3 protein-coding genes are annotated in these 16292 nt (G+C 70.6%); all 3 read right to left on the reverse strand.

The annotated features are described in order from the left end of the window. Positions 1 to 2 precede the first annotated feature (2 nt). Positions 3 to 7025, reverse strand: a complete 7023-nt coding sequence (locus ACSQ8Y_RS05130; protein ID WP_436265376.1) for a beta-ketoacyl synthase N-terminal-like domain-containing protein — start codon at positions 7023 to 7025, stop codon at positions 3 to 5. 1 nt (position 7026) lies between these two features. After that, positions 7027 to 14376, reverse strand: a complete 7350-nt coding sequence (locus tag ACSQ8Y_RS05135; protein ID WP_436265377.1) for an SDR family NAD(P)-dependent oxidoreductase — start codon at positions 14374 to 14376, stop codon at positions 7027 to 7029. Between the two features lie 70 nt (positions 14377 to 14446). Beyond that, positions 14447 to 16108 (reverse strand): PfaD family polyunsaturated fatty acid/polyketide biosynthesis protein, encoded by a 1662-nt coding sequence (locus tag ACSQ8Y_RS05140; RefSeq protein WP_436265378.1) that lies wholly within the window; start codon positions 16106 to 16108, stop codon positions 14447 to 14449. Positions 16109 to 16292: the final 184 nt, after the last annotated feature.

The raw sequence follows: 16292 nt of genomic DNA on the forward strand, positions 1-16292 counted from the left end.
TCCTATTTTCCGTCGACCACGCGCATGCCGAACTGACGGCACTGGTAAATGCGCTTGCCGTCCACCCACAGCCAGGCATCGGCGACGGCGTAGACGCCCAGGGCGTCGCGGCCGCTGCGCACGATCTCCAGATCGATGGACACGCGGCCGTCGGCCGGAACCACCTGTCCGCGATATTTCCAGCTCACCTTCTCGTCCGATTCCATGATGGCGAAGCGGGGTGCCGCCATGCCGGCGCCGGCGTCCTGTTCGATCAGGTGGAATTGCAGCAGCTGGTACATGGCCTCGATGCCGAGCGATCCAGGCTGCACCGGGTCCTGGAAGAAGTGCGCCTTGAAATACCAGTCCGAGGCGCGGATCTGCTTGCCCGCGCACAAGCGTCCGAGGCCGGCCTTGCCTCCCTGCGGCCAGTAGTCGCCGACCTCGTCGAGCATCAGCAGCATGTCCTTCGGCAGGCGCAGGGCGTTCTTCGAATACGGCGCGGGCAGGCCGCGCAGGCGCGCGTGGAAGCCGCTCGGCGCGTCCTGCAGCGCCAGTTCGGCTTCGGACGGCGGCATGCCCAGCTGGTTGACGAAGGCGTCGCGCGGGAAGAAGCCGAACACCGTGCTGCAGGTCAGCAGCGGCGCGTCGTCGGCGTAGCATTCCACGGTGAAGGACTGGATGATCATGTCGCCGTTACGGGACAGGCTCTTGAGCGTGGCGACGGTGCGGATGGCGCGGGTGTGCGGACCGACCTCGCCCAGCATGACGGCGCTGCCGTCCAGGTTGCGGAACAGCAGGTCGTTTTCGCTGGTCAGCGCGCTGCCGATGTAGGAGGCAAGCCAGCCGCAAGGCTGCAAGGCCACTTCCATCAGCACCGAGATGGGCATGGTTTGCTGCATGCCCTGCTCGAAGTACCAGACCTCGCCCGGCACGTCGTATTCCGCCTCGACCCGCGAGCCGTTCTGCATGCCGCCCTGCGGACCGTCGATGTGCAGGATGCGCGACATGAAGTGGTAGGGTGGCCCCGGTAGCCGCGCCACCGGGCGCGTGCCGTCGAACGGCGCATAAAACGGACCGAATGCCTGGCTGGGCTTGCCCCAGGCGCAGGCCAGCAGGGAGGCGTAGTCGTAGGCGAAACCGTCGACCACGGCGACCGGCCTGGTTTCGGTGGCGCCGCGCAGCCCGGCCAGGGCAACGAGGTCGGGCGCCGCATCGCCGGTGTGCTGGCGTGCCGGGCCCAGGCCGCGCCATTGGTCCAGCGGCCAATCCGGCACCAGGCGCAGGCCGACCCGTTTCGCGTGGAAGGCCTTGACGCCGTCGACCGTGCCGAGCAGGTCGGCGTAGATGGTCGGCACCGGGCCGCCTATCACTTCCGAGACGAACACTTCGCAGCTGAGCATGCGGCTGGTCGGCCGCACCTGGCCGCGGCAGCGCAGGCGGTAGCTCTCTTCCGGCACCGGTTCGAAACGCCAGCCGTCGCGGCCGATGGTGAAACCGAGTGCGCTCATATAGAACGACATCGCCTGCAGGCAGCCTTCGAACATCAGGGTGCCGGGCATGCACGGGTCGTTTTTGAAGTGGCCGGCGAAGAACCAGTCGTCCGGGCCGATCGGCGTGTCCGAGCGCAGATAGCCGCGGCCCCACGGGCCGCCGCGCGGGTCGAAGCGGCTGATCTCGTGCAGGAACAGCATGTCGGCGTTGTGGATGCGCGGCGGGCGCACGTGCGCTCCCACCACGGCCCAGGGTTCGCCGAAGCAGTCTTCCAGCCGGCCCTCGGCGTATGCCTGGACCGCGCTTGCATCGAAGCTGCGCGCGTCGCAGTGCGCGGCGGGCGGGTCCATGCGGGCGTCCGGGTCGCACGGCTCGGTGGCGGCGTCCCACAGCACGCCGTTCGAATCGGCCAGTTCCTGGTCGGTGAAGAAGCCGGCCTGTCCCTGCCGCACCGACATGCGCAATTCGGAGCCGACGTGGCAGTCGTAGTGGAAGAAGAACAGGCGGATGTCGCCCTGCCGCGCATGGCTGTCGATGTGGATGGCGTATTCCAGCGTTTCGCCCGGCACCGGCAGGCTTGCGTGGAAGGTCAGGTCGCAGCCGAGCAGGCGGTAGACCCGCTCGCCGCGCGTGTGCAGGTCGATGCCGAGCCAGCTGATCAGCAGCAGGTCGGCCTGGCCCGATTCGATCATGATACCGGCCGGCATGCGGCCTTCCGCAGTCAGATACCAGCTGTCGGTCTTGACATCGGTTTCGGTCCAGATGGTGCCAGTGGTCATCGACGCCGGTTCGGCGTCGATGCCGGTCACACGGTCGGCCAGCAGCAATGGCGGCATCGGCATGCGGGTCTGGCGCGCGTAGATGTCCTGCGGCGCGAATTGTGCGCCGAACAGCTTCGATATTTCACCGGAGGCGAGGTGTTCCAGGTCCTCGCGTGAGAACTTGGGCCCCGGCCTGGATGCGCTCACGGTGCGTGCTTGCCGCAGCGCCGGCGTGGCGATGGCGGCGACCGTCCCCGTTGCAGCGGGCGCCGGATGGGGCTGCGGTGCTGTGGCCAGGGCCGGCGCGGCGATGGACGCTGCGGCGGTTGAAGGCGCCGCCAGGGCTGGCGCCGGCGCAACTGGCATGACGTTCGACGGTTTCAACGAGGCTGGCATGGCTGCAGGCGGCACTGCGGCTGGCGGCGTTGGCATGCTTGGCGACGCGCCGGGCGGCGGCAAGCCGGGCGCGGATAAGGACGGAGCGGATAAGGACGGAGCGGGCAGCGATGCCGCTGCGGCGCCCTGCGCTTGTGCGTAAGCATGCAGCATGTGCAGTTCGGCCTGCTGGCGCAGATGCAGGAACTGCTGGTGGAGTGCGCTCTGGCGCACGATGAAGTCCTGGTGTTGCGCCGCTACCAGTTGCTGGAAGCTGGTGTGCGCGCTCGCTTGCGCGGCAGTGCGGGAATCTGGCATGGAAATGGAGGAAGGCAAAGGTAAGGCCGTAATCGAGGCGGAAGCAGGTGTTGCAACGGATGCCCGGGCCGGGACGTGACCTATGGCACGATGCGGGTTCGAGGCAGGCGCCGGAGCCAGTGCAAGGACCTGAGCCGGAGCTTGAACGGCCGCACCAGGCGCGGGCGAGACAGACTCCTGAGCGCTGGCCGGGGCCAAGCCCGGAACAAGTACCGGAGCAAGTACCGGAGCAAATACCGGAGCAAATACCGGAGCAAATGCCGGAGCAAGTGTCGGAGCAAGTGCCGGAGCAGGGGCCAGTGGTGCTGGCCCGGCCGCGTGCGGAGCGGCTCGTGCGTCCAGTGCCGATGGCAGCCAGGGGGCGCGCGGCATTGCCGGGGACGCATTCGAGAGCTCGGGCAGGCGCACGGCGGGCCAGTGTGCCGGCAGGCGCAGGCTGGGCGCCGGCTTCGCCAATGCGGGGGCTGGCCCTACCGCGTCCAGCAGGTCGAGCAAGGCCTGGCTGTTCATCGGCACGCCTGCGGCGGCCAGGCTGGCGAGGGCGTGGCTCAACTGCCGCAAGCTGCCCCGGTCGGCGACGTCGAGCGGCACTGCCAGGTGCTCGCGCTCACCCAGGATGCGGCCGATCCAGCCGCTGCACAGGCCGCGCGGGCCGTGTTCGATGAAGATGCGCACGCCGTCGGCCCAAGCCTGTTCGACCGTGCGCGCGAAATCGAGCGTGCCCAGGGCCTGCGCCGTGATGGCGTCCGCCGCGGCGTCTGCGCTGGCCTGGTAGGAATGCCCGTCGGCGCAGGAGTAAAAACGCACCCCGGGCACCGCCTTGGTGGGCCGAAGGTGCAGCTGGCGCCAGTCCGCGCGCACGCCTTCCAGGTCCGGCGCGTGCACCGCGATCTCATACGGGATCAGCATGGCGCAGTCGGCCGGCAGGCGCGCCAGCACGCGCGCGCAAGCCTGGGCTTCGCCGCCTATCGTAAAGGCATCCGGCGCGTTGACTGCCATCAGGTGCACCGCCGCCTCGCCATGCAAGGCCTGCTTCACTTGCGCCAGCGATGCGTTCACGCCGTAGCTGCGCCATTCGTCGCCGGCGATGCCCTGGCTTTGCCACACCGCGCGCACGGCGGAGAACTCGCCGACGAGCTGGTGGGTGAACAGTTCGGAGTGCTTGGTGTCCTCGATCAGCGCGCCGATGTCCTCCCAGGCGCGCAGCGCGAACAGGGCGTTGGTCTCGCCGGACGAGTAGCCGAGCGAGGCGTCCGGCTTGATACCCAGCACGCCGCGCGTGATTTCGGCGTGCAGCTGCGACAGGATGGTCGCGCCCCACAGCAGGTCGAGCGGGTGGCGCGGCCGGGGATCCGGGTCGCCGAACAGCCAGCCGGCGACCTCGCCCAGCGCGCCCGAACGCGCCTCGACGGCGTCGAGCTGGTGCGGCAGGGCCAGCATCAATTCGCGCCCCATGCCGGGATAGGCGGCCGCCGCGCCGGTGAAGACGAATGCGGTCTGCCCGGTCAGCGGCGCGGCGCGGAAGGCGACGCCTTCGGGACGCGGACCGCCCTCGCACAGCCAGCGCCGCGCGGCACCGGCGCGCGTGGCCAGCTGCGCGTCGTCCGATGCGGCGATGACCAGCCGGGCCGGGCCGGCGTCCGAACGCTGGCCGGCCGCCAGCGCCGCCAGCGCGGAAGCCTGGTCGGTGCCGGAGTAGATGTGCAGGCGCGGCGCCTTCTGCCGGCTCCAGCCTTTCACATCGCCGCCGCGCAGATTGAGCTGCGCGTCGTCCGCACCGAGCACCGTGGTGCCGACGGTCGCGTCGCGCCGGCCCAGCCAGGGCGTGGCCGGACCGTCGGGCTGCGGCCGCGCGCGGTGCGCCACGGCCAGCGCCGCCGAAGCGACAGCCAACAGCCCTTGCGCCGCGTGCGCACGGCCGAACAGGCGGGCCGGGTCGAACTGGCTGCCGCCGGCATCGCCGATGCGGCAGGCGCGTTCGCTGGCCTGGTCCATATCGTCCAGCACCGCCAGCACCGGGTTGCCGTCGCGCCGCGCATCGGACACCCGCTTGAGAACGAGCGCAACAGCCGCGTCGCCGGGGGCCGCGGCGTGGCCGAGCGCCTGCAGCGCCGCCTGGTGCACCGCTTCGTGCGACAGGTCGACCGCGCCGACCAGGGCCGCGTCCGCCTCGCCGGCGCGCAGCGCGCGAACCGCCAGGCGCAACGCCACCATGCCGGAGGCCTGCTCGGACGACACTGAAAAACCGGGGCCGCCGAAGTCCAGCTGAGAGTTAAGGCGGTTGGCCACGATATTGGGCATGGTGCCCAGTACGCCGGCCGCCGTCAGCGGCACCTGGAAGGCGCCGCCGACGGCATCCATTTGCGCCGCGCCGACGCGGGTGGCGCTTTGGGCCAGCCAGTCCGGCGCGCGCCAGCGGGCGCCGGAACGGGCAACTTCGGGATCGCATCCCATGCCGGTCAGCACCAGCGTGCGTTCGCGCGGCAGGTCCAGGCCGGCGCAAGCTTCGCGGCCCGCTTCGAGCATCATCAATTGCTGGGCGTGCGTATGTTCGATGTCGCGCGGCGGGAACCGCAGGCCGGGCAGGGCGACGTCGATATGGCTGCGCGCCGCAGGGCTGGCCTGGCCGCTCAGAATCTGGTCGGCCAGGTCGCGCGCGCTGGCGCCGTCGCCGACCCGGGCGCCAACGGCCACGATGGCGACCGGTTCCGATTGCGGCGCGCGTGGCGGCGGAGCGGGCACGTAGTGGGCCGGCCGCCCTTCCCAGGCTTCGACGATCAGGTGGGCGTTGTTGCCGCCGAAGCCGAATGCGCTGACGGCGGCGCGGCGCGGGCCTTGCCAGGACTCGGCCGCGTGCAGCAGGCGCAGCGGCGTGCCTTGCAGCGCCTCGACCGGGGCATCGGCATGCAGGGTGGCCGGGCGCACGCCGGCGCGCATGGCGCCCAGTACCTTGATGATCCCGGCGGCGCCCGCCACGGTGATCAGGTGGCCGAGGTTGGACTTGAGCGAGCCGATAGGCAAATCGCGCGCCGCGCCAAACACGGCGGCCATGCTGCGCGCCTCCACGCTGTCGCCCAGCGCGGTGCCGGTGGCGTGGCATTCGAGCAGGGTGGCCGTTTCGGGCGCGAGGCCGGCCAGCGACCAGGCCTGCCGCATGGCGCGCATCTGGCCCTCTTCGGAAGGCGCCAGCAGGCCGCGCGCGCGGCCGTCGTTGGACAGGCCGACGCCACGGATCACGCCGTGGATGGTGTCGCCGGCGGCCAGCGCGTCGTCCAGCCGCTTGAGCGTCAGGAAGGCGGCGCCTTCGGCCGGCACCAGGCCGTCGGCCTCGCGGTGGAAAGGCCGGCTGCGGCCGCTCGGGCTGAGCGCCGACAAGGCGGTGAAGCCCATGTGGATGAACAGGTCGTCGGTGCAGTTGACGGCGCCGGCCACCATCAGGTCGGCGCTGCCGTCGTGCAGGCGGTCGCAGGCCAGCTTGATGGCGTACAGCGACGAGGCGCATGCGGCGTCGAGGGCGAAGCCGTCGGCGAAGCCCAGCGCGCGCGCCGCCAGATGGGCGGGCAGGCCGGACGAAAAGCGATTGTGCGGGTGCGGCCGCCCCGCGTCCAGGGCTGGCGCGAACGCCGCGCGCAGCGAGGGCGTCTGCGCCGACAGCCAGGTGTGCTCGGCGAAACGCGCCATTTCGGCCGAGGGGAAGGACAGGTTGCCCATCACCAGGCCGCAGCGGGCGTCGGCGCGTTCGCGCCCGGCATCGCGCAGCGCTTCGCGCACGCCGTGCAGCGTCCATTGGAACAGGGGATCGAGCGCCAGGATATGGTCGCGCTCAAGCAGGAAGCCGTCGGCGTCGAAGCGCGACGCGAAGTCGCGCACGTAGCCGCCGATATCGTGCAGCGCGCGGTCCGGCGCTACGGGAGACGTGCCCAGCGCCAGGTCGGGCGCGCGGTCCAGCGCCATCGCCAGCGGCAGGCGCCAGCGACCCTCAGGCGCGTGGCCCACGCTGCTATGGCCGGCGGCGACGCGGTCCCACAGCGCGTCCGGCGTTGCCGCGTCGGGCAACAGGCAGGAGCGGCCAACAATGGCGATCGGTGCGAAGCGCATCTCAGGCAGCCATCCTGGCGCCGCCGGTGCCGGCTTCGCCGGGCCGCAAGATCAGTTCGACCTGCAGCATCTCGGCACGCACGGCGCCGTCGGCGTCGTGGAAGCTGATGTCGCAGCTGGCGCGGTCGGCATACACCTGGCGCGCGTGCACCACGCAGCGCACCGGGCCGGAAGCCAGGCCTGCGCGGTGCAGGCGCACGTCGTCGACCGACATCGGCAGCGCGGCGCCGCCCAGCAGCGGCTCGGCCCACAGCACCGCCAGTTGCAGGCCGCCGTCGATCAGGGCGGGGTCGGTCTGCCAGCCTTCTGCCGGCCAGCCCAGCGCGGCCGCGCCGGTCAACGTGGCCGCAGCTCCTTGCGCGGCGATACCGTCCAGCGCGGCGATGGCCTGGAAGCGCGGGCCATGGAACAGCACGTGGCCGTCATACAGCGCGTCGCGCTGAAGCGGCGCCAATGCCGCAGGCGCGGCCTGGCCGGCCTGCGCCGAAACCTGTGCGCCCGGCGTCACGACGGCGCGGTAGTGCAGCGCATCGTCGGCGCCGGCCAGTTCCAGGGCCAGGCTGCCGTGTGCCGATTCGGCGTGCAGCTTGCTGCGCACGCGCAGGCGGCGGCTGCCGCCTTCGGCGAATTCGTCAAGCGCGACCTTCCTCAGCACGCGCACCTGGCGCAGCTGCATGGCCTGCGGCAGCGGATGCCAGACACGAGCGCCGCGCGCCAGCCATTCCAGCGCCAGGGCCACCGGCACCACCGGCGTACCGGCTATGCTGTGATCGTGCAGGTAGCCGTGGCTGGCCGGGGCCAGATCGATGGCCAGTTCGGATGCCAGTCCGGCCGCAGGGCCTTCCGGGGCGCCGAGCGCGCCGGTCTGGGCGGCCGCGGGCAGCACCACCACGCGCACGTCGGAGGGTGAGGCGCCCAGTTCGCCGACGAAGGCTTGCGTGCCTTCATCGAGCGACAGCAGGGCCACACCTTCGCGCGCGAAGTGCGCTGCCAGCGTGGACGTCACCATGCCGCCTTGCCACGGACCCCAGCCGATCGAGCGCACCAGGCAGTCGCCGCGCCGCGCGCGTTCGGCCGAGGCGACCTGGTTCAGCACTTCATTGGCCATTGCGTAGTCGCACTGGCCGACATTGCCGGTGCGCGCCGCGATCGAGGAGAACAGGCAGATCACCGACAGGGGATCCCCGGCGGTTGCGGCCAGTAGTGCCTGCAGGCCCTGGACCTTGGTGTTGAACACATGGGCGAACTGGGCGTCGGTCTTGTCGGCGATGCGGCGGTCGGCCAGCACGCCGGCGCCGTGGACGATGCCGGTGATCGCGCCCCAGGTTCTGCGCACCTCGTCAAGCGCGCCATTCATGGCCGCGCTGTCCTGCACGTCCAGCGCCAGGTAGCGTGCGGGCGAGCCCGCGTGTGCCAGGGTCTCCAGCGTGGCACGTACTTCGCGCACCGCCAGCAGGCGCGCCAGTTCGGCCGAAATCTGCGCCGGGGAGACCTTGGCGGCGTTCGCTTTCATGTGCGCGATCAGTGCCTGCTTCAGTTTTGCCTCGTCGGCGATGCCGCGCAGTTCCACAGGCTCCTCCGTCAGCGCCGTGCGTCCGATCAGCACCAGTTTCGGCTGATGCGCGCGGGCCAGCGCCACCAGGGCGGCGGCGGTCACGCCGCGCGCGCCGCCTGTCACCACCAGCACGCTATCCTTGCCGATACGGGCGGCCGCTTCCGGCTGCAGGGGCACTGGCAGCGACACCAGGTTCAGGCGAGGGGCTTGCTCGGGCAAGCCGACTTCCAGCGCCGGTCCGCCGGCGGTGAGCTCGGCGACGATGGCTTCGGCGACGGCGGCGGCATCGCGCGCGCCGCGTTCGCAGTCTATGGTCTTGAGCGTGGCCAGCGGCCATTCGCGCACGGCTGTCAGGACCAGGGCAGCGAGGCCGCCGCTCCAGGCGCGTTCCGGTGCGCGTCCGCTCAAGCCGAAGTCGCCGCCCGTGTCCTGCACCGCGACGAACAGGCCGCCGTCGCGCTCCAGGGCTGGCGCGATGGCGCGCGCGGCGCTGAACGCTTCCTGATTGATGCGCAGCGCTTCCTCGCGGTTCGCGATCGCGCGCAGACCGCCCAGGAAAATGACGCCGGTGGCGTCGCCGGGCACGGTGTCAACCGCCGTCGCGGGGTAGCCTTGGGCCGCCAGCGAGGCTGCCACCAGACCGGCGATGCCGCCGCCGTCGTCCGTCACCACCAGCTTGCCGGTGAGCAGTCCCTTCATGGCTACGCCGGGTGCGGGCGCGGGCAAGGCGCGCAGCGCGAAACGCAATGCCGGCGGGGGCGCCGAGGGGACGGCGCTGCCAGCGGCTGCGGCCTTGTCTGCGGCGTCATTTGTCGCCGTGGCGGGCACCGGGCCGGCTGCGGGCGCCGATGCCCGCATGTGGGCAACGATCTCGCCCAGCGTGCGCAGCTTGCCCAGCTCGGCCGGGCTGATCTCGCTCAGGCCGGGAGCCAGGTCGCGCACCGCCGACAGGATTTCCACGCGCTTGATGGAGTCGATGCCGAGATCGGCTTCCAACTGCATGTCCATGCCCAGCATTTCTGTCGGGTAACCGGTTTTGTCGGCCACCACCGAGAGCATCAGCGCTTCGAGGTCGGCTGGCGGCAGGCTGGATACGGCCTGCGCGCTGGCCACGGTGGTGGTGGCCTGTCCGACGCCGGCGGCCGGTGCAGAGACGACAAGGGACGACACAGGCGCGACATTCGATGCGTGCGCGGAGCTCGTTGCCGGCGCCGATGCGCGCATGTGGGCGACGATCTCGCCCAGCGTGCGCAGCTTGCCCAGCTCGGCTGGGCTGATCTCGCTCAGGCCGGGAGCCAGGTCACGCACGGCTGACAGGATTTCCACGCGTTTGATAGAGTCGATGCCAAGATCGGCTTCGAGTTGCATGTCCATGCCCAGCATCTCGGTCGGGTAGCCGGTCTTGTCGGCGACCACCGAGAGCATCAGTGTCTCGAGGTCGGCCGGCGGCAGGGTGGCGCCGGCCGGCGCGTTTGCTGCTGCGGCTACGGCGTGTCCGGCGCCGGTGGCTGGAGCGGCTGGGGCAGGAAGCGAGATGGATACGACAGGCGAGGCAGGCGCCGGACTTGCGGCCGGCGCCGACGCGCGCATGTGCTCGACGATTTCGCCCAGCGTACGCAGCTTGCCCAGCTCGGCCGGGCTGATCTCGCCCAGCCCTGGAGCCAGCTCGCGCAGTGCCGACAAGATTTCGACACGCTTGATGGAGTCGATGCCAAGGTCGGCTTCGAGTTGCATGTCCATGCCCAGCATATCGGTGGGGTAGCCGGTTTTATCGGCCACCACGGAGAGCATCAGCGCTTCAAGGTCGGCTGGCGGCAGCTTTGCGCCGGCCGGCGCCGAGGCGCGCATGTGAGCGACGATTTCGCCCAGCGTGCGCAACTTGCCCAGCTCGGCCGGGCTGATCTCGCCCAAGCCTGGCGCCATTTCGCGCAGCGCGGACAGGATCTCGACGCGCTTGATGGAATCGATGCCAAGGTCGGCTTCGAGCTGCATGTCCATGCCCAGCATATCGGTCGGGTAGCCGGTTTTGTCGGCGACCACGGAGAGCATCAGTGCCTCCAGGTCCGCCGTCATGGCCATTGCCGGTGTCGCGTGGGCCTGCGCCACTTGCTGCGCGGGGATCGCGGCGGCGCCCGGTGCGGCATGCGCCACGGCGGGCATGGCGGCGCCCGCAGGCGTGGCCTGCGTCGGCACTGAGAGGGCAGGGGGGGCCTCATGCGCGGCGGAAGGCAACGGAACGCCGGCAGCAGCCTGATGCGCAAGGGAAGTCATGGGAACGCCGGCAGGAGCCTGATGCGCCATGGCAGGCATCGCGGCGGGAGCCTCATACGCGACGGCTGGCACCGGGATGGCAGCCGCATGCGTCGCGGCCGGCATGGGCGCAACGGCCGATGCCGCCAGGGCAGCCGCGTTGCCGGTAGCACCGGAGAGGATGGCGAAATTCGCGTTGGACTGTTCGGCCATCTTCAGGAACGCCATGTGGCTATCGGCCATCATGGTCTGGAAGGTGGCGTGCGCGTCGGCGGTCTGGCGTTGTGCGGATTCAAAGGCGTGCAGCCAGGCCAGGCTGGCCTGCCCGGTGGAGACTGCCGAGGATGCCGCCCCGTTGGCGTAATTGTTTGCAGGTGCTGCCGCAGGGGCGGGCGCTGCGAGAGTCGCAGGAGCCGGATCGGGAGCCGCAGCGGCCACGGCCCCTGGTGCAGTCGGGGTGGCCGCCGGCACGAGCGTAGCGAAAGGAAGGGTTGCCGCCTGCGCGTGCGCGTGTGCCGGTATGGCTTGAACCGATGGCGCGGCAGATGGCGCAATAGTGCTCAGCGCGGCGGCCGCGACAGGAGCTGGAGTGGCTGCAGCCGCCGGGATGCCGGCCGCAGCTGCAATGGCCGGCTGCGCGGCGGGCGCCACGGCCTGCTGCACGACAGCGGCGCGCGGCGGGTTGGGCGCAGGCAGGCCTGCCGCACCGCCTACCGGCGGGTAGGGCTTGTTGTAGTTGGCGCCGTTCAGGCGCGTCACCATGGCCGGCTTCTTGCCGGCCGGGACCGAGCGCGGCTCGGCGTGGCCGCGCCACCACGAACCGAAGTCGAGCGCCAGGCCTGCAACGGACAGGCGGCCGACGGCTTCCTGCAGGCTGGTGACGCCGTTCTTGTTCTTGCGGTCCAGCGACAGCGAGAGATGGTCGCGCTCGCCCAGTATCTGTCCCACCAGCTCGCTCAGCACCGAGCCGGCACCGATTTCGATAAAGGTGCGCACGCCGCTCGCATACATCGCTTCGATCTGTTCGACAAACTCCACCGGAAGGCGCAATTGCGCCGCCAACTGGGCGCCGATGGCGGCGCTGTCGGCCGGATAGGGCGCCGCGTTGGTATTGGCGTAGACGTCGAGGCGCGGGCTCCGGACCAGTTCGTCTTTCAGGAAGGCCAGCAGGGGTTCGCTGGCGCCAGCGACGATGGGACTGTGGAAGGCGGTGGCCACAGGCAGGCGGCGCACGCGCAAGCCTGCGCCTTCGAGGGCACTGGACAGCGTGGTAATGGCTTCGGAGGCGCCGGATACGACCACCTGTTTCGGCGCATTATGGTTGGCAAGCACCACATTGTTCAACCCCAGCTTGGCCAGTTCCGCTTCGACCTCGGCCCGCGCGGCGTTGACCGCCAGCATGGCGCCGGGTGTGCCGCCGGCGTCGCGCATCAATTCGCCCCGCTTGCGCGCCAGGCGCAGCAGCACGTCCGCGTCGAACGCTTCGGCGGCATGCAGGGCCACCAGTTCGCCGAAGCTGTGGCCGGCCACGCACGAGGGCAGCAGGCCCAGTTCGCGCGCGATGTTGAGCAGGGCCAGGCTTTGCGCCGCCAGGGCGGGCTGGGCCCATTCGGTGGCGGTCAGGCGTTCGTTCTGGACCTGGCGCTCGGCGTCGCTGAAGACCGGCACCGGGAACACGACATTGTGCAGGCTCTGTCCGTCAAAGCGCAGTGCCGCCGTGTCGTCCCAGGCTGCGCGCGCGGCGGGGAAATGCTGGGCGACGTCGGCGCCCATGCCGACATACTGGCTGCCTTGTCCGGAGAACAGGAAAGCGGTCTTGCCCGGCGCGGCGGCGCCGCAGCGGTAGGCCATGCCTTGCGGCGTCGAGAAGGCGGCTTGCGGCTGCTTGTCCAGCAGCTCGGCGGCCTGCGCCAGCTGCCGCGCCAGGCTGTCCGCGTCGGCGGCCACCAGCGACAGGCGGGCTGGCGCGCCGGCGTCGAAGGCCAGCTGGCTGGCGCGCGCGGCGTCGGCCAGCGCGGGCGCGGCGGCCAGCATGTCGCGGCAACGCTGCGCCAGCTCGGCGCCGCCGGCCGCGTGCAGCACCACCAGTTCGGTTGGCAGGGCACGGATCTGCCAGGCGGCCTGCGCCGGCGCGTTCGCGCCCGGCACGTATTCTTCCAGCGTCAGATGGAAATTGCTGCCGCCGAAGCCGAAGCTGGACACCGCGGCGCGGCGCGGATGGCTGGCGTCGCGCACCCAGGGGCGGGCCTGGGTGTTCAGGTAGAAGGGGCTGTTGCCGATGTCGAGCTTGGGATTCGGGCGCTCGACCTTGATGGTGGGCGGCAGGATCTTGTGGTGCAGCGCCAGGACCGCCTTGAGCATGCCGGCCGCGCCCGCCGCGGCCTTGGTGTGGCCGATCTGCGACTTGACCGAGCCCAGCGCGCACCATTGGCTGCGTCCCGGCGCGGCGTCGCCGAAGACCCGGCGCAGGCCGTTGAACTCGGCCAGGTCGCCGGCCTTGGTGCCGGTGCCGTGGGCTTCCACCAGCTCGACGGTTTCCGGGCCATAGCCGGCGGCCTCGTAGGCGTTGGCGATGGCGCGCGCCTGGCCTTCCGGCAGCGGCGCGTACACGGCGGTGGCGCGGCCGTCGGACGAGGTGCCCATGCCGCGTATGACGGCGTACACGCGGTCGCCGTCGCGCTCGGCGTCGGCCAGGCGCTTCAGGGCGAACATGCCGATGCCTTCGCCCAGCATGGTGCCGTCGGCGGCGTCGGAGAACGGGCGGCAGTCGCCGCTTGGCGAGAGCGCCGGCGTTTTGCTGAAGCACATATACATCATGATGTCGTTCAGCGTGTCGACGCCGCCGGCGATCACCAGGTCGGACTGGCCGAGCAGCAGTTCATTGATCGAAATGGAGATCGACGACAGCGAGCTGGCGCAGGCGGCGTCGGTCACGCAATTGGTGCCGTGCAGGTCGAAACGGTTGGCGATGCGTCCCGCCACCACATTGCCCAGCAGGCCGGGGAAGGTCGCTTCCTGCCATGGCGCGTAGTTGGCGGCGATGCGGTCGCAGGCCGCCTGCGCCTCGTCCTCGGGCATGCCGCTCTCGCGCAAGCCCTTGAGCCAGACCGGGCGCTGCATCCTGCTGGCCATCGAGCACAGCAGTTCGGTGCCGGACGCGACGCCCAGGATCACGCTGACCCGGTCGCGCTTCATGGAGGCGAACTGGCCCTGGCAAGCGTCGTCGAGCACCTGCTGGGCGACGATCAGTGCCAGCAGCTGGGCCGTGTCGGTGACGCCGATATTGTTCGGCGGCACGCCGAACGCCATCGGCTCGAAGTCCACCGCCGGCAGGAAGCCGCCGCGCTTGCCGTAGGTCTTGTCGGTCGCGGCCGGATCCGGGTCGTAATAGTCTTCGATCAGCCAGTGGCTGGGCGGCACGTCGGTGATCAGATCGCGCCCGGCAAGAATATTGCGCCAGAAGCCGCCGATGTCGGTCGCGCCAGGGAAAAGTGCGCTGACGCCGACGATGGCGATGGACGTGGCTGGGCGGTTCTGGTCGGTCATGATAGGCAGTATTGGAGGGGGAGTCGGACCCCGCCGCAGCGTCTGGCTGCGGCGGATAACAGTTAGGGGTTCAGGAAAGCGCGCGCGGGCTGAAGGAAAAACCGCCGGCCGGGATGGCGACGCCGTAGGTGCGCAGCTGCTGCGCGCGCGTGACGACGGCGGCGCCTTCCAGCAAATTCAGGGCAATCTGCACCACCGAGCGCTGCGCCGGCTGCGCCAGCAGGCTGCCCCGGGTCCAGCGGTTGAAGGCGCCCATCGCGGGACCGCACCAGATCTGGTAGTCGGTGCGGCGCGACTTCTCGCCGGTGATCGCCCAGCGGCTGGACATGCCCAGATACCAGCGGAACACCAGCGCCATGCGGTGTTTCGGGTCTTGCTCGGCGCGCGCCAGCTCGGCCGGGTCGCGCCGCGCCCAGAAGGCGCGCGTGATGTCCCACACCTCGTCGAAGCTTGCCTGCAGCACGTTCTTCTCGAGCTGGCTGCGCAGCGCCGGCGCGATCGCCTCCAGCGAGGCGTGCTCGACATAGGCGCTGTACAGGCGCGCGGCGCGCACGCCGAACATGGTGCCGCGCCGCAGCACCTGCAGCTTGACGCCCAGTTCGAACATATCGGCCGCCGGCGCCATCATCACGTCGGCCAGGTCGGCCTCGGCCAGCAGCTGCTTGCCTTCCTCCGACAGGCCGGATTCCAGCGCGACCTGGTTGACCGTGCCGGTCACCACGTAGGCCGCTCCCAGCGCAAAGGCCGAAGCCACGCTGTTGGGCGTGCCCAGGCCGCCTGCCGCGCCGACAAAAATGGGCTGCGTGTAGCGGTGCTGCGCCACCATGCTGTCGCGCAGGGCCAGGATGGCGGGCAGCAGCGGGCCCAGCGGACGGTTGTCGGTGTGGCCGCCGCTGTCCGATTCGACGGTGATGTTGTCGGCCACCGGCACCTCGGCGGCCAGCACCGCCTCGGCGGCCGTGATCTGGCCGCGCGCCAGCAGCAGTTGCAGGATGTCGGCCGGCGCCGGCGCCATGAATTTCTGCGCCACCTCGGGGCGCGAGACCTTGGCGAACAAATGCGTGCGGCGCACGACGCGCCCGGCGCCGTCGCGCCGCAGGCCGGCGACGGCGCAGCGCACCACGGCCGGCGTCAGCCCCATGAAGGCGGAGGCCGAAATGCGCGGCACGCCGCGCTCGATCAGCATGGCGGCGACGCGCTCTTCCAGTTCCGGCTCGCTGGGCGAGTGGATCAGGTTGACGCCCCAGTTGCCGTGCCCGCCCAATTCGGCCTGCAGCGTGGCGACCGCCTGTTCGACGTCGCCGAAGCCCAGGCCGCCCGCGCCGAAAAAGCCCATCATCTCGGCGCGCGCCATGGCGATCACCATGCGCACCGTGGAAATGCCGTTGGCCATTTCGCCGGCCAGGTAGGGGAAACGCAGCGCGTGCCGTTCGCAGAAGCCGCGTTCGCCCAGCCATTCGGGATAGAGCGCGGGCAGGGTGGCGATCAGTTCGTGCGCGGTACCGTGCGCCGTGGCACTGGAGAAGCTGCCGCCCAGCGCCAGGCCCAGGCGCTGGTCCGGCGCCGCGCGCACCACGTGCACCGGTTCGCGTATGCGCTGCACCGCGTTTTCGATTTCCCGCTCGGCATAGGCTGCCGCTTCGCTGCCGGCCTGCCAGCTGCCCAGCGCGGGAATGCCGCTGCTTTCGCCCTGCGGCGGGGTAAACAAGGTCGTGCTGCGCGCGGAGGGCATTGCTGATTCCTGAGTTCAATAGGCGGTGCCTGATGCTACCGGCATACTGTTGGCGTGACAATCAGTTTGATAGCCAATGGTAATTTATGTGGTGTTGTGGCATCAAATTTTTGCTTGAAACCCGGGCCAGGCCTCATACTTGCGCGCTGCATGCGCCCGGGACGGCGCACGGCCGACGAACTGT

Source organism: Pseudoduganella sp. LjRoot289 (assembly GCF_964252925.1).
In the GTDB taxonomy this organism is placed as follows: domain Bacteria; phylum Pseudomonadota; class Gammaproteobacteria; order Burkholderiales; family Burkholderiaceae_D; genus Rugamonas.

Excerpts from the sequence above, each read along its gene's own strand:
- ACSQ8Y_RS05130 (WP_436265376.1), bottom strand. The coding sequence starts at position 7,025 with ATGCGCTTCGCACCGATCGCCATTGTTGGCCGCTCCTGCCTGTTGCCC.
- ACSQ8Y_RS05135 (WP_436265377.1), bottom strand. The coding sequence starts at position 14,376 with ATGACCGACCAGAACCGCCCAGCCACGTCCATCGCCATCGTCGGCGTC.
- ACSQ8Y_RS05140 (WP_436265378.1), bottom strand. The coding sequence starts at position 16,108 with ATGCCCTCCGCGCGCAGCACGACCTTGTTTACCCCGCCGCAGGGCGAA.